Here is a 19487-nt window from a genome sequence, read left to right on the forward strand (position 1 = left end):
TCACCGAGCGTTCACCGTCGCACCTCTGGCCCCGGGGTGCACGGTAGCGAAAAGATAACAGGTATGGACCCAACGCCCCTGGATCGTCAGGGGCGTTGGCGTGTGCCGCCCCCGCACCCCGAACTCCGGAGGACCACGTGTCGTCAGGCATCACCCGCCGCTCACTGCTCGTCTCCACCGCGGCCGCCGCCCTCGCCGCAGGCCCCCTCGCCGCCGTCGCCAAGGCCGCGGCCAGGACCCCGAAGGTCCTGGTCATCGGGCTCGACGGGGCGCTGCTCAGCCGAATCAAGGACGCCGACACCCCCACGCTCAAGGGGCTGATGAGCGCGGGACTCACCGCCCCCAGCGCCCTCTACTGCGACCCGCTCGCGCCCACCTCGTCGGGGCCCGGCTGGTCGACGGTCATCACCGGCGTCTGGCCCGACAAGCACAAGGTCGTGAACAACGACTTCACCGGGCACGACCTCGCCTCCTACCCGGACTTCATGACGCGGATCGAGGCCGCCGCGCCAGGTCTGCGGACGTACGCCGTCGCCTCCTGGGCGCCCATCACCGACATCGTCTTCTCCGCGAAGGTCGACGCCCGCGTCTCCACACCGGCCGCCGAGTACGACGCGGGCACCACCTCGCGCGCCGTCGCCGAACTCAGGAGCGGCGACCCCGCCGCGGTCTTCGTCCAGCTCGACAACGTCGACCACGCGGGCCACTCCAGCGGCGCCGCGAGCCAGGCCTACCTCGACGCGCTGCACGGCGTCGACACCCAGGCCGGGCAGCTCGTCGCGGCCGTCAAGTCCCGTGCCACGTACGGCGACGAGGACTGGCTCATCATGGTCACCGCGGACCACGGACACACCGACGCGGGCGGCCACGGCGGCTCCAGCTGGGCCGAACGCCAGACCTTCCTGATCGCCACGGGCCCCGCCCTCACCCCGGGTTCGGTCCGCCACGACGTCCGCATGCCCGACGTCGCCGCCTCCGCCCTCGCCCACCTCGGCATCGCCCTCGACCCGGCCTGGCGCCTGGACGGCCGCCCGGTCCAGCAGCCGCGTCCAGACGACTTCGACGCCCTGCGCGCCCGGCTGACCGGCCCGGTCGACGAGAGCGGCATCGGCTCCGGCGTCATCGGCTTCACCCACACGCCCCCGGCCGGCTGGAGCGTCGACAACACCCGGATGGGCACCGGCGGCATGACCGAGTGGCGCGGCTGGTCCTTCACCACGGACGAGTTCTGGACGAAGGCCCAGCGCGGCCAGGGGCGCGAGAACAACATCCGCGCACGCGGCGTCTTCGCGGTCGCCGACGGCGACGAGTGGGCCGACAAGTCCTTCTCGGGCACCTTCAACTCGACGCTGATCAGCCCCTCGTACGACGTGCGGGGCGGCGCGCGGGCCACCCTGACCTACACGACGTACTACCGCCAAGAGGCGCCGCAGAAGGGCGAGGTGCTCGTCTCGTACGACGGCGGGGCCCCGGTCGCGGTGAAGACGTACGCGGCGGACACCCCCTCCGTCGTCGAGAACATCGCCCTCCAGGTCCCGGCCGGTGCCCAGAAGGCCCAGGTCCGCTTCCGGTACACCGGGGGCAACAACTGGTACTGGACGATCGACGGGGTCAAGATCACGACTTCCTGACTAGGCTGGGGGCGTCGGCACAGCGCTGTCCCGGCGCCCCAGGCAACCCGTACACCGCAGGAGTGCACCCCATGGCAGAGCGCAAGCCCATCGAATCGTGGCTCACCGACATGGACGGCGTGCTCATCCACGAGGGGGTGCCGATCCCCGGCGCCGACTCCTTCATCAAGAAGCTGCGCGAGTCCGGCAAGCCGTTCCTGGTCCTGACGAACAACTCCATCTACACCGCGCGCGACCTCCAGGCCCGGCTGACCCGCATGGGCCTCGAAGTGCCCGTGGAGAACATCTGGACCTCCGCGCTCGCCACCGCCAAGTTCCTCGACGACCAGCGCCCCGGCGGCACCGCGTACGTCATCGGCGAGGCGGGCCTGACCACCGCCCTGCACGACATCGGGTACGTCCTCACCGACCACGACCCCGACTACGTGGTCCTCGGCGAGACCCGCACGTACTCCTTCGAGGCCATGACCAAGGCCGTCCGCCTCATCAACGGCGGCGCCCGCTTCATCTGCACCAACCCCGACGAGACCGGCCCCTCCACGGAGGGCCCGCTGCCCGCCACCGGGGCCGTCGCCGCGCTGATCACCAAGGCGACCGGCAAGACCCCGTACTTCGCGGGCAAGCCGAATCCGCTGATGATGCGGACCGGCCTGAACGCGATCGGGGCGCACTCCGAGACCAGCGCCATGATCGGGGACCGCATGGACACCGACGTCCTGGCCGGTCTGGAGGCGGGGATGGAGACGTTCCTGGTGCTCACCGGGTTGACGAGCCGCGCCGACATCGAGAAGTACCCCTTCACGCCCTCCAACGTCGTGAACTCCATCGCGGACCTCGTAGACCGCATCTGACCTGCGGCGGAGCCGCCCACGGGGGCTCGGACGGCTTGTCCCGAGATGCGAAGGGGCGCGGGGCGCGTGAACCTCGTAATCAGGAGGTTCACGATGCGTATATGTTCGCTTGCTGTCCGTGGGGCCGGGGTGGCGGTCGCCTTGGCGGTCGCGCTGCCCGCCGCCGCCCAGGCCCACGACGAGGGCTCCGTGCGGGCCACCGTCACCCCCTCCGGCGCCACCGTGGAGGTGAGCGTCACGGGCTGCGGGGGCACCACGGGGACGGCCGGTTCGGGCGCCTTCGAGGGGGACGCCCAGCTCACCGGCCGCGACGGCGGCAAGTACGCCCTGAACGGCAGCGCCAGGATCCGGCACGGCATCTCCGGCTCCTACGACGTCACCGTCACCTGCGACGGCCACCCGCACCAGGGCGTCGGCACGGTCCGGGTCATCGGACACCACGAGGAACGGCACCACCAGGAGCCGGTCTCCCCGGTGCGGGCCGGCGGTGGCGGCGCCGCGCAGCACGTGACCACGGCCTCGTCCAAGGCCCAGGAAGCGGGCCCCGGCACCCTGCACGCCGTGATCGGCCTGGTCCTCGCGGGGGTCGCGGCCGTCGCCGTCGCGATCCGCAGCGTCCGCCGGCGCCGCTCCGAGTGACGGGCGGGAGACGACCGTGTCCAGTGGTGCGCACTCCGGTTCGGGACGCCTGCTCACCGGCGTCGCCTGGGCCGTCCTCGTGGCCGGACTCTGCCTCTGGGGCAGCGACGTCGCCGGGCTGCGCGGCGGACTCTCCGGGCCCGCCACGGGCGACGTGGCCGCGGTGGGCCGCCCCCTCGACGTCGAACTCCCCTCCGCGCACGAGCCGTTGGCGCCCGCGCGCCCGCTGCGCGTCGAGGTGCCCGCGCTGAAGGTGCGGGCCCCGGTGTCGGCCCGCGGCCTGGACGCCGACGGAGCGATAGACCCGCCGTCCTTCGCGGAGTCGGACACCGTCGGCTGGTACGGCGGCGGCACCCGTCCCGGCGCCGCGGGCGCCGCCCTCCTCGTCGGCCACGTCGACACCGAGACCGAACCCGCCGTCTTCTACGACCTCAGCACCCTGCGCCCCGGCGAGGAGATCGAGGTGACCCGCGACGACGGCACGGTCGCCCGGTTCACGGTGGACGACGTCCGGGTCGTCACCCGCGCCCGCTTCGACGCGAGGAAGGCGTACGGCCAGCACCGGAAGGGCCGCGCCGAACTGCGCCTCATCACCTGCGGCGGCACCTTCGACAGGAGCGCCCGCGCCTACACGGCGAACGTCATCGTCTCGGCGTACCTCACGGGCGTCGAACGGTGATCCGCGCCCGCACGGCCTCCGGGTACCTGGCCCGGTCGGCGGCCCGCTCCCCCCGGAGCCGCCGACCGGACTGGTCCTCGACCGCGCGCGCACGAGTTGCGGGAGAAACCCGGCGTCGGCGCGGGAGGCACGTGACCATTCCGGAAATGCGGAATGGCAGGCATGGGGCCGGGGGCTCGGGCCGTGCAACCGACTGTAGAACGAACACGCGCGCGGGCCTAGAGGGCGTGGGGGGAAGAAATGACGCCAAGTCGCCCCGCGTGTCCCCTCCGTGATCGCCGCAGGTGGCGCGGGACGCTCAGCACGGTTCGGACTTTCCGTCCAGCAGCGCGGTGTCGCTGATCATCCCCTTGATCACCTGGACGGCCACCTGATCGATGGCCTGCTGCTCGTGGCGCGCGTAATGGCGCAGCACCTCGAAGGCCTTGTCGACGTCGGTGCCCCACCGCTCGGCCAGGGCGCCCTTGGCCTGTTCGATGCGAATGCGGCTGTCCAGCGCGGTCTGGAGCTGCTCCGAGAGGGTCCGGCACTCGGCGTGCGTCCGGTGATTGGCGAGACCCACCGCCGCGCCGTGCGCCAGCACCGTCGCGATTCTGAACTCCCGCTCGCAGGGCCCGGATCCACGTGTCTGCGGAACGAACACGTTGAGCACGCCGAGAATGGACTCCCGCCGCCGCAGCGGCACCGCGTACGTCTCCGCGACCCCGTACCGGGCGGCCTGCGCGGCGAACGCGGGCCAGCGGGCCTTCGCGTCGTCGAGGCCGACCGGCGGCACGGGCCGCCCGGTGCCGAAGCTCTCCACGCACGGGCCGCCGCGGTGCTGCACCGCCAACAGGTCCCGGACGCCGTCCGGTTGGCCGCTGGAGGATATGAGGCGCACCCCGCCCTTCCCGCCCGTGTACATGACCCCGGCGCTCCGGACGTCGAGGAGTTCCACGCAGCGGTCCGAGAGCCACTGCAGGTACCTCTCCGCGTCGAAGTCGTCGGTGAGGGTGTCCGCGGTCTTCACCAGGACCTCCGCAAGCCGCAATTCGCTGTCGCGGTCCCGCATGACCCGTCCTCCTCAACTCCCCGCGCACTGCGCCTACCCGGCGCCGCGTCGCTGTAACAGCTCTTCGACAGGTCTCCGGACGGGCCTGCCGGACCTCGTGGGCGAGGACGCGCGTATGTCAGGATTGAACTCGGCCAGTGCACCCGAGGGGGAGTGGATGTACCGCAAGAACACCGGTCGCGGGCACGGTTTCGCGGCCAGGGGAGTGCGGGCGGGAGCGGCACTCGCGGGGGCGGCGCTGCTGCTCGCCGGATGCTCGTCCTCCGACGGTGACTCGGACGGGCCGTCGAGTTCGACGGTCGGACAGCAGCCCAAGGACAAGGACCCGTACTGGGTCAATCCGGACGGCAACGCGGCCAAGCAGGTCACCTCGTACGCCGATGACGGCGAGAAGGACGACGCCGCGCTGATCCGGAAGATCGCCGAACAGCCCGTCGCCGAGTGGCTCGTCCCGGAGAACGCGGAGGACCAGGCACGCGGGTTCACCGAGGCCGCCGAGAAGGCCGACCGGGACGCCCTGCTCGTCCTCTACAACATCCCGCACCGCGACTGCGGCCAGTACTCGGGCGGCGGCGCGGCCGACGGCGACGCGTACCGCGCGTTCATCGACCAGGTCGCCAAGGGCATCGGCGACCGCCACGCCACGGTGATCCTGGAGCCCGACGCGGTGCTCCACATGGTCGACAAGTGCACGCCGGAGCAGTTCCACGAGGAGCGCTACGACCTGCTCAAGGGTGCCATCGGGAAGCTCAAGTCCCTGAAGGACACCAAGGTGTACCTGGACGCGGGCAACGCGGGCTGGAAGAACCCCGACTCCCTGTGGGAGCCCCTGAAGCGCTCCGGCGTCGAGCAGGCCGACGGCTTCTCGGTGAACGTCTCCAACTTCCAGACCACCGAGGTCAGTACGGAGTTCGGCAAGAAGCTGTCGGCGAAGATCGGCGGAAAGCCGTTCGTCATCGACACGGGCCGCAACGGCGCCGGGCCGTACACGAAGGGCAAGGACCCTTGGTGCAACCCTCCCGGCCGCGCGCTCGGCGAGACCCCGACGACGAAGACGTCCGATCCCCTCGTCGACGCGTACCTCTGGGTCAAGCGGCCGGGTGAGTCCGACGGCACGTGCCGGGGCGGCCCCAAGGCGGGCGAGTGGTGGCCGGAGTACGCGCTGGGCCTCGCGAAGGCGTCCGGCTAGGGGCGCGGGGAACTGCGCGAGCAACCACAAGAAAGCCGCAGTCGCGTCTGCGCGGTGACTCGGCAGACGCGACTGCGGCTTTTCGCGGGCTGAGCGCGCAGTTCCCCGCGCCCCCGACGGGGCGCTGCTAAGGCACGCGCACCCACCGCGCCTTGCTGGGCGTGCCCTGGTCGTCCGTCACGAACAGCATGTACCAGCCCGACTCCACCAGTGACCGGTTCTTCGGGACCGTCACGGAGACCGAGTCCCCGCTCTTCTTCAGGTCGAGCGCGATCGACGTCTGGTCGATGTCCGTGACGTGCGTCGACGCGCTCGGCTTGATGAGGCGGGCCGTCCTGATGGACGAGGCGTGCTTCGTCGGGAACGTCCCCGTGCCGCCCCGCCGGATCGTCTCCGGGCCCTTGCCGAGCGCAGGCTGCGAGCCGTGGTACAGGTACGGCGGCGTGTAGATCTCGATGCGCTGCTCGAAGACGCCCGGCTTGGTGTTGGCCGCGTCGGCGTAGAGCGAGTCGGAGCCGAAGAACATCACGCGGCCGTCGGGCAGCAGGATCGAACCGGAGTGGTAGTTGCGGCCCACCTCGGGGTCGGCCACCCGCCTCATCCCACCCGTCTTCGCGTCGTAGATCCGTGCCTGGTGGATGTTGGAGTCGCCGCGCCCGCGGTAGTCCTCGGAGCCGCCGGAGATCAGCACGGTGTCGTCGGGCAGCGTGGAGATCTGCGGGTAGCGCGTGCCCTTCTCCAGCTCGGGCCCGTCCGCGAACATCGGCTTCCCGGCCTTCAGGTCCACGATGCGGGTCTTCTTGCTGGACTCCGCGGACTCGCCGACGCCACCGCCGCCGACCACCATGTACTTCTGGTCCTGGGCGGGCGGCAGTTCGACCGTGCCGGAGGTCTCCATGAGCTTGCTGTCGCTCAGGCCCGGGATGCCCTTCCACTTGTTGGTCCCGAGGTCCCAGATGCCGGGCTTGCGGCCGACGTCGTCCGGGCCGTAGCCGGCGTTGGAACCGGAGTAGAAGAGCTTGCCGTTGGCCATCTGGAAGATCGCCGGGTACGTCGGGAACTGCCGGATGCCCTTGGTGTACGTCCACTTCTTGGTCGACGGGTCGTACACCTCGTTCTTGCCGGGGACCAGCTGGCCGATCTCGTCGAGGCCGGAGGTGGAGAGGATCCTGCCGTCGGTGAGCGTGGTCAGCGTGGGATACCAGCGCGCCTCGTTCATCGGGTCGACCTTGATGTACCGCTCGGCGACCGGGTCGAACTCGAAGGTGTCCTTGATCCCCTGGAAGTCCTTCTTGTCCAGGGCGAGCTTCTGCGCCATCCCGTAGACGTTGCGGGTGTCGGAGCCCTTCAGGCCCTGGATGCGGTAGTTGTCCTGGGTGCCCGTCTCGTGCTGGGCGCCGCTCCGCTGCGCCTCGACGTAGACCCGGCCGAGGCCCGGCTCGGTGCGCAGGAACGCGCCGGTCTGCTTGTCGAAGACCTTCTTGGCCTTCTCGACGAGGATGTTGTCCTTGGAGACGAACGTCTTGCCGTTCTTCCTGCCGGTGAACCGGGTGCCCGCGGGGATCGTCTTCGGCTCGTCCGGGTCCTCGTTGTGGACGATCATCAGGCCGCCGGCCTTGGTGATGTCACCCTTCAGCTTCTCGTAGCGCTGGGTGCCGCCCGCGATCAGCAGGTTGCCGTTGCCCAGCTGGGTGTGGCCGGTGCAGAACAGGTCGGTGGGCGTCGGGATCTTCTTGATGGTGTTCTTGACCGGATCCCACAGCCGGGTGTCGAACTTCTTCTTGTCGAAGTTCTTCTGGTTGTTGCCGGACCCGGCGACGAGCAGGACCTTGCCGGTGTGGAGGAGGGCCGCGTGGATGGTGTTCTGGCGGTACTCCTCGGGGAAGTTCACGACGTCCCAGTGGCCGTTGTCCGCCTTGTACTCCGGCTTGTTGATCTTGTAGTCGTGGTACTTCTCGGAGCCCACGCGCCACAGCCACGGTCCGTTCATCCCCGCCAGCGCGAGGACGACCGCCGCGCCTATCGCGATGCGGCGGGCGCGGCGGCGGCTGGAACGGTCTTTCATTTCTTACGTCCCCCAAGGGAAATCTGCAGGGTCTGATCGGGTGCGGCCCAGGTGGGCTTCTGCTGCGGGGCGTGCGGCGGGGGCGCCGCGGCGTCGCGCTGCTGCGGGACCGAGGCCGCCGGCTCCTGCGGCGGCCCGTAAGTACCGCCCTGCGCAGGGGGCTTGGGCTTCTTCCTGTCCTGCCGCATGCCCCAGCGCCACGCGAAGACCGGGGCCGCCGTGATCAGCAGGGCGAACGTGGCCCAGGTGATCATCGCGGGGTGGGAGTGCCCGTACACGAAGGACGCGGCCATCGAGCCGCCGAAGACCAGGATGAAGAACAGGTGGATGCGGAAGGTCCCGAACAGCGTGTCCGGGCTGGCCGAGTCGCCCTTGGGGGTCACCACGAACTTGCTCTTGCGGCGCAGGGCGGCGTCCAGGAGCGAGCGGGCGTAGATCGGCGCGGAGAGGGCCGACATCACCATGCCCGCCACACCGCCGGAGCCCTCGGGCTCGTGCGGGGAGACGTTGTGCCTGCGGTTCCAGATGTAGAGGCCGATCTGCAGCGCCGAGGCGTTCCCGTACAGCATCAGCCAGATGGTCGGGTCGATGTTCACGCCGGACGCGCCGAGGCCCAGGAACAGCGCGCAACTCAGCGCGGCCAGGATCCAGTTCAGGGCGGACATCGGGTAGAAGATGACCATCATCGTGTAGTTGAAGAGGCGGCCCGGGGGCAGCGAGAACGGCGCCTTCCAGAACTGCTTGAGGATCGTCTCGTAGGTCCCGCGCGACCAGCGCAGCTGCTGCGTGAAGAAGTCCGTCCAGGCGTTGGGGCCCTCGCCGACCGCAAGCACGTCGGGGGTGTAGACCGACTTCCACTTCTTTCCGGTGCCGGGATTGGTGGCCCGGTGGATCTCGAAGCCGGTCGCCATGTCCTCGGTGATCGAGTCGTACAGGCCGCCGATCTGCTTGAGGGCCTTGATGCGCACCGCGTTGGAGGTGCCGACGAACATCGGGGCGCCGTACGCGTTGCCCGCGCGCTGGATCAGGGCGTGGAAGAGGAACTGCTGCGACTCGGCGGCCTTGGTGACGAAGTTGTCGTAGTTGCCGTAGACCTGCGGGCCGATGACGAAGCCGACGTTCTCGTCGCGGAAGAAGCCGAGCATCCGCTCCAGGTAGTTCGGCATCGGGACGTGGTCGGTGTCGACCGAGGCGAAGAAGTCGTAGTCGTCGCCGTGCGCGTCGAGCCAGGCGTTGTAGTTGCCGTGCTTGGTCTTGGCGCGGTGCGGGCCCTTGGCCATGTTCCACTTCGCCACGCCCTTGCGGGAGAAGTGGTGCACGCCGAGCCGTCGGCAGACCTCCTTGACCTCCGGGTCGTCACCCTCGTCGAGGAGCCATACGTGCAGCAGGCCGCGGTGGCGGATCTTGACCGCGGCCTCCAGCGTCCTCGTCACCATCTCGATCGGCTCCTTGCCGGGCACGAACGAAGTGAGGAAGGCGACTCTGGTGCCGGACTCGGGCACCACGGGGATCGGGTCGCGGGCGACGAGCGTCGCGTGCGCGTTGGAGAGCACGTTCATGCAGCGGAAGAACTCGATCAGACCGATCGATATGAGCATGACGATGTCGAGCGCCGGCAGCCAGTCGTTGGCGACGTAGTCCCGCTCCGTCCAGTGCTCGGGCTGCAGCAGCCAGCCGAGCAGCACCAGCGAGAGCAGCGGTGCGGCGCCGAGCATCAGCGCGGCGCGCACCTTGTGCGGCTCCTGCGAGAGCAGCGAGCGGTACCTCACCTTGTACGGCTTGCCCGGGTCGGGCTGGGTGAGCGGTCCCGCGAGGCGGCTGTAGTGCTCGTAGTCGTACCGCGGCAGGGTCGTCCTGATTCTGCGGAAGCCGCCGGTCCGGTGCGACACGGCTCTGAGCTGGGTCGTCTCTGACGGGTCGTTCTGGCGTCCGCCCGTCGGCGTCGGCGTCGACGTCATGAGTCATCCCCCCGCACGCGGTTCCCCCGCGCGTTCGTAGGTCGTTCCGTCCGCTTGCGGTCCCCCTCGACCTTCGCGAACACATCAGAGGAAGGCCACCGTCTCCCTAGACATAGAAATGCGACCTTCCGGTTGCATGATGCCCCCCTCGGCATCGCTTCACGAACGGGACCCCCGTCCCTGCCCCGCCGCGGCCGCCCCGGGCCCCCAACTGCCCCGTACCGCCCGCCTCATGAGAGCCGATGGCTCCCAAACAGGGTTCTACGCCCTACGGTGTGATCGCAAGGGAGAAACGAGGCGTTAACGGTCAAAGGAGCGCATTGGGGCATCTGTTGGGACGGGTGAGCTGAGACGGGTGCGAATATTGCCGAAGTGCTCCCGTATGGCCCGCTCGGCCCGGAGCGCGTCGCCCGAGCGCACCGCCGCCAGGATCTCCCGGTGCTGGCGGCAGGTGACCGAGGGGTCCTGCGGCACGTCCACCAGATCGGTCCGCACCCGGTGGAAGGCGTCCCAGAAGGCCTCGAGGACCTCGCCGAGGAGGATGTTGCCGAGGCCCCGGTAGAGCGTGGCGTGGAAGGCGCGGTCGGTCTCGGCGCGCACGGCGGCCTCCGGGGACGCCGCCTCGGACTCCATCCGTTCCACCAAGGCGTCGAGTTCGGCCAGGTCCTCGGCGGGCACCCGGCCCGCGAGGCGCGCGATGAGCCCGGTCTCCACGGCCTCGCGCAGCTCCAGGAGCTGGAGCAGGCTGTCCTCGCCGCGGTAGTGGCCCGCGACCGTGCGGAAGGTGAGGCCCTCGATCATCGGGGCCACGGACATCGGGCCGACGTACGTCCCGAAGCCGTGCCTGATCTCGACGATGCCCATCGCCTGGAGCGCCTTGAGGGCCTCCCGGACGGAGTTCCTGCTGACCCCCAGGCGCTCCATCAGCTCGGGTTCGGTCGGCAGCGAGGCCCCGGAGGGCAGCCTCGAGTCGATGATGAGCTTCTTGATCCGCTCCTGGATGTCGCGCGCCATGGCGCAACGGTAGCGGTACGGATACGGGGACCGGCCCCGCGCGGACACGACGAAGGCCCTCCGCGTGAACGGAGGGCCTTCGCTGTCTGTGCGCCGCCAGGGACTCGAACCCCGGACCCGCTGATTAAGAGTCAGCTGCTCTAACCAACTGAGCTAGCGGCGCCCGCTGACCTGGATAACTCTACCGGACGTCGAGGGATGCTCCGGACCACCCGGCGGCCTTCCCGCCGGGGCCGGGGGCCCTCGGGGGAGTGCCGGGCGGGGCCGCTCCATCATTCGGACCGTCAACATGCGGTATCCCGGGACAGTTGCGAAACTGACGGACGTGCAGATGCGCGTACATTCTTTTACGGGGTGTGAGGGGAATCGCATGGAGGCGGCTCCGCTGTTCGAGGAATTCCTTCCCGAGAGCGACTGCGATTGTCCCGGCTGTATCCACTGGCGCCGCACGGCGCACGTCCTGCCACCGCGGCTCGGCGGTCACCCCGCCGCGCACGGCGCCCGCCGCGCCCTCGTGCTCGCCGCGGCGGCCGGCACGGTGCTCGGCGGCCAGACCCTGCCCGCGGTGGCATCGGCCGAGGTGGGGACCCATCCGGTGGTACCGGGCGCGGCCCCCGCCGACGACGGCCCCGACGAGGGCACGGGCAACCCGCAGGGCGGCGTGAGCCCGCTGCACGGCGGGGCGGCCACCTCGACGCCGGGCGCGCCGGGGCTGACGACCCATGGCGCGATCACCCGGGCGGAGATCATCGAACGGGCCCAGAAGTGGGTCGCGGCGAAGGTGCCGTACGACATGGAGAAGTACTGGCCCGACGGCTATCGGCAGGACTGTTCGGGCTTTGTCTCGATGGCGTGGAATCTCACCGGCAACGAATGGACGGGCAGTCTCGGCAGCTATGCCGTGCGTATTGCCAAGGAACAGCTGCAGCCCGGCGACATTCTCCTGTTCCACAATCCGGCGAACCCGACGAAGGGCTCGCACGTGACGATTTTCGGCGGCTGGACGGACGGCGCGCGCACGCATTACACCGCGTACGAACAGACCCGCCCGCACACCAGGAAGCAAGCCACCCCCTATGCCTACTGGACCAACGGGGACCGCTATCTGGCCTATCGCTACAAGGGCGTGAGCGAGGGCGCGCCGGGCGGCTCGGGCTCCGTCCCGACGCCGTACCCCGGCGCGCGCTCCTTCGGCCCCGGCGCGAACAACGCGTACGTGACGCAGCTCGGCAAGGCGCTGGTCGCCCGGGGCGGCAAGCGCTTCTACCGGGCGGGCCCGGGGCCGCGCTGGAGCGAGGCGGACCGCAGGGCGACGCGGGCGTTCCAGCTGGCGCAGGGCTGGCGGGGCGGGGCCGCGGACGGGCTGCCGGGGCCGACGACGTGGTCGTACCTGATGAAGGGCAAGGGGCGGAACATCCCCGCCGCGGGTGCGGACGGGCCGGTGACCGGCAGCGGTGCGGGCGCGCCCGCCTACCCCGGCCGGGCCCTCTTCCGCCCCGGCCGGACCGACCCGGCGATCGAGCGGCTCGGCAGGCAGCTGGTGAAGAAGGGCTTCGGCAGGCACTACGCCAGGGGCCCGGGACCGGCCTGGAGCGAGAGCGACCGGCGCAACGTGGAGGCGTTCCAGCGGGCCCAGGGCTGGCGGGGCGCGGCGGCCGACGGCTATCCGGGGCCGGAGACGTGGCGGCGGTTGTTCCGGTGAGCGGGGCGGGGACGCGGTGCGCAGGCCCGGGGCCCGGACGCGGAGGCGGCCCGGGCACGAACGAGAACGAGGCACGAATGAGTCGGAGGCACCGATGAGTGCGACGGCGGCTTCCCAGCCCCAGTCCCCGCAGGAACCGTTCGCGCAGTCCGGCGGGGCGAACGAGCCGGGCCCCGCGCGCGGGCCGCGGGTGATCCAGAGCGAGGCCACCACCGAGATCCCCGTGCACCTCCTCTTCCGCGACGACCCGGACGACGCGACGGGCGTACCGCTCCCGCCCGCCGTGGTCCGGCGCAGGCAGGGGACGGGGGAGCAGCCGCGCACGGCCCGGCGGCCCGCGCCGTCCGGGCCGGCGGCGCCGGTGCGCCCCGTGCCCGACGTCGGCCCCGCGCTCGGGGGACGGCGGGCATGGGTGCTGCCCGGCCTCGCCGGGGTGCTCGGCGGCTGCGCGGGGATCGCCGGGGGCGCGCTCTCGCTGTGGTGGGCGGGCGTGCTGCCGGAGCCCGCGCTGCGGGTGACGGGGCTGCCGGGGTACGAGGGCGCCGGGCTCGGGGCCGCGCAGTGGGCGTCGCTCGCCGGGTCCGGGACGCTCGGCCTCTTCGGCTTCGGCGGCCTGGCCCGCGGGCGGGTCGGCAGGGCCTGGGTGCTCAGCCTCTTCGGCCGCTACCGGGGCACTGTCCGCCGCACCGGCCTGATGTGGGTGAACCCGCTGCTGCTTCGCCGCCGGGTCGACGTACGGCTGCGGCACTGGCGGAGCGAGCCGATGCCGGCCGTGGACCGCGGCGGCGTCGCCCTGCGCGTCGTCGTCCTCGTCGTGTGGCAGGTGAAGGACCCCGCGCGGGCGACCCTCGCGATCGAGGACCACCAGGAGTACCTGCGGGAGTGCGTGGAGGCGGCCACGGCCCGGGTGCTCTCGCGGCTGCCCGCCGACGCCTTCCACGACGAGGCCCCCACCCTGCGCGACACCGAGGCCGTCGGTGCGGCGCTGACCCGGGCGCTCGCCGCGGACACCGGGGCGGTGGGCCTGGAGATCTTCTCGGTCCGGCCCACCCGCATCGAGTACGCCCCCGAGGTCGCCGCCGTGATGCAGCGCCGCCGGGTCGCCGCGCTCGACGCGCGCCACCGCGACACCGTCCTGACCTCGGTGGTCGACTCGGTCGAGGACACGGTGACGCGGCTGACCACGCGGGGCCTGGTGGAGCTCGACGACTACGAGCGCAAGGCTTTGGTGAAGGACCTGACGGTGGCGTTCTATACGGGCCATGGAGAACACCGATGACCACCGCCCCGGCCCCGCCGCCTCCCTCGCCCGCCTCGCCGCCGACGCCTGGCGGCTGACCGACGGCGTCCCGCGCGCGGTGCTCGGGATCGCGGGCCCGCCCGGCACGGGCAAGTCCACCCTCGCGCGGGCCCTGGTCGAACGGATCGGGGAGGGCGCCGCCTATCTGCCGCTCGACGGCTTCCACCTCTCCAACGACCAGCTGGCGCGGCTCGGCCTCACCGGCCGCAAGGGTTCGGAGCCGAGCTTCGACGTGGCGGGGTACGTCGCGCTGCTGCGCCGGGTGCTCGACGACCCGGCGCACGACATCTACGTACCCGATTACGACCGCACGCTCCACGAGCCGATCGCCGCCCGCCACCGCGTCGCCCCGGCCGCCCGGCTCGTGATCACCGAGGGGAACTACCTCGCCTGCGATCTGCCCGGCTGGCGCGCGGCGCATGCCCTGATGGGGGAGTGCTGGTACGTCGACTCACCAGCAGAGGTACGGCAACAGAGGCTGGTGGAGCGGCAGTTGACCGGCGGGCTTGCGCCGGAGGCGGCCGCCGTCTGGGTCGCGGTGAATGACACGCCCAACGGTGAACTGGTCGCGACGTCCCGCGGGCGATGCGGACGGATCCTCTCCACGATTGGTATGGACATGTTCAACTAACGGCAATAATCTGAGGCTTGGTCTAGACCGCAGTGCGCGCACGTCCCACGGAACTCCCCACGTTCGGCAGGAGCGGCACATGCGAAACAAGAAGATGTACGCGGCCCTGGTCGGCCTCGGTACGGCCGGCGCGTTCGCGCTCTCCGCCAGTGGCGCCAGCAGCCACGGCTACACCGATCTGCCCGCCAGCCGCCAGATCAACTGCGCCAAGGGCGTGGTGACCAACTGCGGTTCCATCCAGTACGAGCCGCAGAGCGTCGAGGGCCCCAAGGGCTTCCCGGCGGGCGGGCCCGCGGACGGCAAGATCTGTTCGGCGGGCATAGCCGGTTTCGACCAGCTCAACTCGCCCAGGACGCCGGGCGGCGGGGCCTGGCCCACGACCAAGGTGAGCGGCGGGCAGAACTACACGTTCCGCTGGCAGTTCACCGCGCGTCACCGCACCACCGACTTCAAGTACTACATCACCAAGCAGGGCTGGGACGACAGCAAGGCGGTGACCAGGTCCGCCCTGGACACCACGCCGTTCCTGACCGTGCCGTACAACAGCCAGCAGCCGCCCGCGACACTGTCGCACAGCGGCGCCATCCCGAGCGGACGCAGCGGTCACCACGTGATCGTCGCCGTCTGGACGGTCGCGGACACCTCGAACGCGTTCTACGCCTGCTCGGACGTCCAGTTCTGACCGGTCCTGACGTCGAGTTCTGACCGGCCCTGACGTCCGGTTCTGGCCGGACCAACTGCCCGACCCGCGCCTGAGGGTGGCCCTTCCCCACACCCCACAGGCAGGTCCTGCGCACGCCGTGCCGACCTCACGGCGTGCGCAGGGTCTACATCTGACGGTACGTCAATTATGGTGCGCGGTCATGGAGAGCACCGGAACCACCGTCGCGGAACTCGTACGGGTGCGGTGGGGCGACCACCGCACCGGACTGCGCCACCCGGGCGGCGAACTGACCCACCACCAGCTGGCGGCGGGCGCCGCGGCGCGGGCCGCCCTGCTCGCCGGCCTCCTGACGCCGCGCGGTGAGCCCCACATCGGCGTCCTGCTCGACAACACCCCCGAATACCCCCTCTGGCTGAGCGCGGCGGCGCTCGCGGGCGCGGCGGTGGCGGGCATCAACCCCACCCGGCGCGGTGCGGAACTGGCCCGCGACATCCTGCACACCGACTGCCAGGTCCTGGTGACACAGCGAGCACACCTACCCTTGCTCGACGGCCTTCAACTCCCGGACGTGCGCCTCCTGGTGACCGACACGGCGGCCTACCGTGAACTGCTCGCCCCCTACGCCGACGCGAAGCCGGACATCGCCAGGACCGTGCGCCCCGGCAGCCGCATGCTGCTCTACTTCACCTCCGGCTCGACCGGCGCCCCCAAGGCCGCGATCTGCAGCCAGGGCCGCCTCGCGGCGGCGGGCCGCTCCCTGGTCGCCCACTTCGGCATCCGCCCCTCGGACACCCACTACATCTGCATGCCCATGTTCCACGGCAACGCGGTGATCGCGGACTGGGCGCCGGCGCTGGCCGCGGGGGCGGGCGTGGCGCTCCGCGAGCGCTTCTCGGCGTCCCGGTTCCTGCCGGACGTACGGCGGTTCGGAGCCACGTACTTCACGTACGTGGGCCGCGCGGTCCAGTACGTCCTGGCCACGCCCGAACGCCCCGACGACCGGGACAACCCCCTGCGGGTCGGCTTCGGGACCGAGGCGGGCGCGGTGGACGCGGCGCGCTTCGAGGAACGGTTCGGGGTGCGGCTCGTCGAGGGGTACGGGTCCTCCGAGGGCGGCGCGGCGATCCAGCGCACCCCGGACACGCCGACCGGGGCGATCGGCCGCGCCGCACCCGGCGACGACCTCGCGGTGGTCGACCCCGGGACGCGGCGGGAGTGCGCGGCGGCCCGGTTCTCCCCGGCCGGGCGCCTGCTGAACGGGCGCGCGGCGATAGGGGAGTTGGTGAACCGGGGCCCGAACCCCTTCGAGGGGTACTGGCGCAACGACGAGGCCCAGGCGGAACGCGTCAGGGACGGCTGGTACTGGACGGGCGACCTCTTCTACCGCGACGCCGACGGCTACCTCTACTTCGCGGGGCGCCAGGACGACCGGCTGCGGGTGGACAGCGAGAACCTGGCGGCGGCGATGATCGAGAACATCCTCGCGCGGTACGGCGGGGCGGCGGCGGTGGCGGTCTACGCGGTGCCGGACCCGGTCGCCGGGGACCAGGTCATGGCGGCGCTCGCACCGGCCCCCGGCACCCCCTTCGACCCGCTCGCCTTCGCCGCGTTCCTGCGCTCCCAGCCGGATCTGGGGACGAAGATGGCGCCGCGCTTCGTGCGCGTGCTCCCCCGGATGCCGGTGACGGCGACGAACAAGGTCGCCCGTGGCGAGCTGCGCCGCGAGGGCTTCCGGTGCCAGGACCCCGTCTGGTGGCGCCCGCCGGACTCGCCCGCCTACCGTCCGCTCACGCCCTCCGACGTGACGGAACTGGTCTCGCAGTACGAGGCGCGGGGGCGCGGCGCCCTCCTGGACCTCTGAGACCTGCCCCCCCCCGGAGGCGGAGGTGAGGGATCCGTGGGGAAGGGACACAACTAGGTAAAACCGCTCGTCTGACCGATTACGATCCACGTCCATGAGCGCGCCAGAACAGACCGAGACCGGCCCAGGGCAGGACGAGACGTCCCTGATCCAGCAGGGCCCCACCCCCGCGGCCCGCGCCCGCCGCGCCCGCATCGCCGCGGCCTCGGTGCTGATGGCAGCGGCGGCGGTGGTCCTCGCGCTGCGCCTCGCGAGCCGGTCGTCCGTCCTGGTCGTCGGCGTCTACGGCCTGCTGCTCATCCTCTGCGGCGGCGTCATCGAACTGAGCCGCCGCGGCCGGACGAGGCTCGGCACCTGGCTGCTCGCGGCGGGGCTCGCGGCGGCCCTGTTCATGGACGGCTTCGTCCTGTCGTGAGCCGCGCGAGCGTGCCGGGCGTCGGGGCGCAGGCGGGGGTTCAAAGACAGGCTCTAGGACTCCAAGTACCGCAGCACCGCGAGGACCCGGCGGCTGTAGCCCTGCGCGCGGGACAGGCCCAGCTTGTCGAAGATCGCGTTCAGGTTCTTCTCGACCGCGCTCAGCGAGATGTGCAGCTTCTGCCCGATCGCCGCGTTCGTGTGGCCCTCCGCCAGGGCCTCGAGCACGGTCCGCTCCCGCGGTGTGAGCCGGGTCAGCGGGTCGACGTGCGTGGTGCGGATGAGCAACTGCCGTACGACCTCCGGGTCGATGGCGGCGCCCCCCGCATGCACCCGCTCCAGCGCGTCGAGGAACTCCTCGACCTGGGCGACGCGGTCCTTGAGGAGGTAGCCGACCCGCTCGGCGCTCGAAGTGAGCAGCTGCGCGGCGTAGTTGCGCTCCACGTACTGGGACAGCACGACCACGCCGATCTCGGGGCGCAGTTCGCGGATCCGCACCGCGGCGCGCAGGCCCTCGTCGGTGTGGTCCGGCGGCATCCGGATGTCGGTGACGACGACGTCGGGCGTGTGCGCCCCGACTTCGCGGAGCAGGGCGTCGGCGTCGCCCACGGCGGCGAGGACCTCGTGGCCCTCCTCGGCGAGCAGCCGGACCAGGCCCTCCCGCAGCAGGGTCGAGTCCTCGGCGAGGATTACGCGCACGGCAGCTCCGCGGTGATCGTGGTGGGCCCTCCGGGAGGGCTGTCGACATGGAAGGTGCCGTCGAGCGCGGCGACCCGGCTGCGCAGCCCGGTGAGCCCGCTGCCCGCCGGGTCGGCGCCGCCGGTCCCGGTGTCGCGGACGAGAACGGTGAGCGCGGGGCCGTCCCGGTGGACGCGCACGAAGACCTCCTCGGCCGCCGCGTGCTTGGCGGCGTTGGTCACGGCCTCCGACACGACGAAGTAGGCGGCCGTCTCGACGGGGGAGGGCAGCGGCTGCGGCACGTCGTACTCGATGCGCACGGGTAGCGCGCACCGCTCCGACACCCCGCCGAGCGCCTCGCGCAGGCCCACGCTGTCGAGCGCGCTGGGGTAGACCCGCCAGGCCACCTCGCGTAGTTCCGTCAGGACTTCCCGCGCCTCCTTGTGGGCCTGTTCGAGCAGGGCGTCGGCCCGCTCCGGGGTGCGGCCGCGGCGGGCCCGGCCGAGCAGCATGGCGAGGGCGACGAGGCGCTGCTGGACGCCGTCGTGCAGATCGCGCTCGACGCGGCGCCGCTCCACGTCGACGGCCCGGACCACCGCGGCGCGGCTGGTGGCCAGTTCGTCGATGCGGCGCTGCAGGAGTTCGCGTTCTGAGGGGCCGAAGCACTCCCGGGCCAGGCGGGCGTCCTGGTCGGTGAGGGCGCGCAGTCCCTGCACGGCGAGGAAGAGCAGGGTGCCGCCGAGGACGACCTGGCTGAGCAGGTCCACCCAGGTCATCGAGGAGTGGGTGACCGACACGGCGAAGATCCCGGCGAGCACGGCACCGAAGTCGACGAGGCCGACCACGACCGCGCACAGCAGCCCGGAGTACGTACGGGCCGCGAGGTAGCGCAGGACCTGCTGGTCGCAGGCGCGGTGCTCGGGGAAGACGTCGTGGAAGAAGAGGGAGCGGCGCCACCGCTCCAGGGCGGTGAGCCGGCGGGCGCCCGCCGCGAGGAGGGCGTGGGCGCGGGCGCGGGTGCGCGGCCAGAGCAGGAAGGCGCCGAGGCCCGCGCCGGCGCCGGCGAAGTACAGCAGGCCGAGCACGGCGGTGAGGCAGCCGACGAGCACACCGCAGACCCGCAGGACGAACGGGGCGGCGACGGGCTCCTTCACATCGCC

At 71.6% G+C, this 19487-nt stretch carries 17 protein-coding genes and 1 tRNA gene; 11 read left to right on the forward strand and 7 right to left on the reverse strand.

Translation table 11 applies throughout. The features are described from left to right. Positions 1–137: 137 nt before the first annotated feature. From ACZ69I_RS00490 to ACZ69I_RS00505, 4 genes are all read left to right on the forward strand, one after another. Positions 138–1631 carry an alkaline phosphatase family protein gene (locus tag ACZ69I_RS00490; RefSeq protein ID WP_470829815.1) on the forward strand — a complete coding sequence of 498 codons (1494 nt, stop codon included), beginning with the start codon at positions 138–140 and terminating at the stop codon, positions 1629–1631. Positions 1632–1702: 71 nt separating this feature from the next. Continuing rightward, entirely contained in the window at positions 1703–2482 is a 780-nt protein-coding gene (locus tag ACZ69I_RS00495) for an HAD-IIA family hydrolase (protein WP_389713303.1), read from the forward strand. A gap of 93 nt (positions 2483–2575) precedes the next feature. Next, positions 2576–3121: a hypothetical protein gene (locus tag ACZ69I_RS00500; RefSeq protein WP_470829816.1), complete on the forward strand. Its 546-nt coding sequence runs from the start codon at positions 2576–2578 to the stop codon at positions 3119–3121. A 16-nt stretch (positions 3122–3137) separates the two neighbouring features. Beyond that, positions 3138–3800 (forward strand): class F sortase, encoded by a 663-nt coding sequence (locus tag ACZ69I_RS00505; RefSeq protein ID WP_470829818.1) that lies wholly within the window; start codon positions 3138–3140, stop codon positions 3798–3800. Between the two features lie 298 nt (positions 3801–4098). Here ACZ69I_RS00505 and ACZ69I_RS00510 read toward each other — a convergent pair whose 3' ends face one another. After that, positions 4099–4851 carry a GAF and ANTAR domain-containing protein gene (locus ACZ69I_RS00510; RefSeq protein WP_470829819.1) on the reverse strand — a complete coding sequence of 251 codons (753 nt, stop codon included), beginning with the start codon at positions 4849–4851 and terminating at the stop codon, positions 4099–4101. Between the two features lie 157 nt (positions 4852–5008). Between ACZ69I_RS00510 and ACZ69I_RS00515 the strand changes: the two genes are divergently transcribed. Beyond that, the gene (locus tag ACZ69I_RS00515) at positions 5009–6040 is read left to right on the forward strand and encodes a glycoside hydrolase family 6 protein (protein WP_470830626.1); all 1032 of its coding nucleotides are present in this window, start codon (positions 5009–5011) and stop codon (positions 6038–6040) included. Positions 6041–6167: 127 nt separating this feature from the next. Here the strand turns inward: ACZ69I_RS00515 and glxA are convergent, their stop codons facing one another. The 4 genes from glxA to ACZ69I_RS00535 form a co-directional block, all read right to left on the reverse strand. Further along, the gene (gene glxA, locus ACZ69I_RS00520; RefSeq protein WP_470829820.1) at positions 6168–8105 is read right to left on the reverse strand and encodes a radical copper oxidase GlxA; all 1938 of its coding nucleotides are present in this window, start codon (positions 8103–8105) and stop codon (positions 6168–6170) included. Beyond that, entirely contained in the window at positions 8102–10063 is a 1962-nt protein-coding gene (locus ACZ69I_RS00525; protein ID WP_470829821.1) for a glycosyltransferase family 2 protein, read from the reverse strand. Before ACZ69I_RS00525 ends, glxA begins: the two co-directional genes overlap by 4 nt. Positions 10064–10363: 300 nt before the next feature. Then, complete coding sequence (locus ACZ69I_RS00530) at positions 10364–11077, reverse strand: FadR/GntR family transcriptional regulator (RefSeq protein ID WP_467669779.1); 714 nt, start codon at positions 11075–11077, stop codon at positions 10364–10366. 89 nt (positions 11078–11166) lie between these two features. After that, a tRNA-Lys gene (locus tag ACZ69I_RS00535) sits at positions 11167–11240 on the reverse strand. 207 nt (positions 11241–11447) lie between these two features. Between ACZ69I_RS00535 and ACZ69I_RS00540 the strand changes: the two genes are divergently transcribed. The 6 genes from ACZ69I_RS00540 (at position 11448) to ACZ69I_RS00565 (ending at position 17650) form a co-directional block, all read left to right on the forward strand. Continuing rightward, on the forward strand, positions 11448–12779 hold the full coding sequence (locus ACZ69I_RS00540) for a peptidoglycan-binding protein (protein WP_470829822.1): 1332 nt from the start codon (positions 11448–11450) through the stop codon (positions 12777–12779). Positions 12780–12873: 94 nt separating this feature from the next. Beyond that, positions 12874–14058, forward strand: coding sequence for an SPFH domain-containing protein (locus tag ACZ69I_RS00545; RefSeq protein ID WP_470829823.1), 1185 nt, complete (start codon positions 12874–12876; stop codon positions 14056–14058). Continuing rightward, on the forward strand, positions 14042–14710 hold the full coding sequence (locus ACZ69I_RS00550) for a nucleoside/nucleotide kinase family protein (RefSeq protein WP_470829825.1): 669 nt from the start codon (positions 14042–14044) through the stop codon (positions 14708–14710). Before ACZ69I_RS00545 ends, ACZ69I_RS00550 begins: the two co-directional genes overlap by 17 nt. A 79-nt stretch (positions 14711–14789) precedes the next feature. After that, complete coding sequence (locus ACZ69I_RS00555; protein ID WP_470829826.1) at positions 14790–15392, forward strand: lytic polysaccharide monooxygenase auxiliary activity family 9 protein; 603 nt, start codon at positions 14790–14792, stop codon at positions 15390–15392. Positions 15393–15573: 181 nt separating this feature from the next. Then, entirely contained in the window at positions 15574–17235 is a 1662-nt protein-coding gene (locus ACZ69I_RS00560) for an AMP-binding protein (protein ID WP_470829827.1), read from the forward strand. 94 nt (positions 17236–17329) lie between these two features. Then, positions 17330–17650 carry a hypothetical protein gene (locus ACZ69I_RS00565; RefSeq protein ID WP_467669767.1) on the forward strand — a complete coding sequence of 107 codons (321 nt, stop codon included), beginning with the start codon at positions 17330–17332 and terminating at the stop codon, positions 17648–17650. A gap of 53 nt (positions 17651–17703) precedes the next feature. On the opposite strand, the gene ACZ69I_RS00570 is transcribed toward ACZ69I_RS00565, so the two are convergent. Both ACZ69I_RS00570 and ACZ69I_RS00575 read right to left on the reverse strand, forming a co-directional pair. After that, positions 17704–18348, reverse strand: a complete 645-nt coding sequence (locus tag ACZ69I_RS00570) for a response regulator transcription factor (protein WP_467669765.1) — start codon at positions 18346–18348, stop codon at positions 17704–17706. Then, entirely contained in the window at positions 18339–19481 is a 1143-nt protein-coding gene (locus ACZ69I_RS00575; RefSeq protein WP_470829829.1) for a sensor histidine kinase, read from the reverse strand. The genes ACZ69I_RS00570 and ACZ69I_RS00575 overlap by 10 nt, the downstream gene beginning before the upstream one ends. Between the last annotated feature and the right edge of the window lie 6 nt (positions 19482–19487).

The sequence above is a fragment of the Streptomyces sp. NPDC036815 genome (assembly GCF_055609205.1).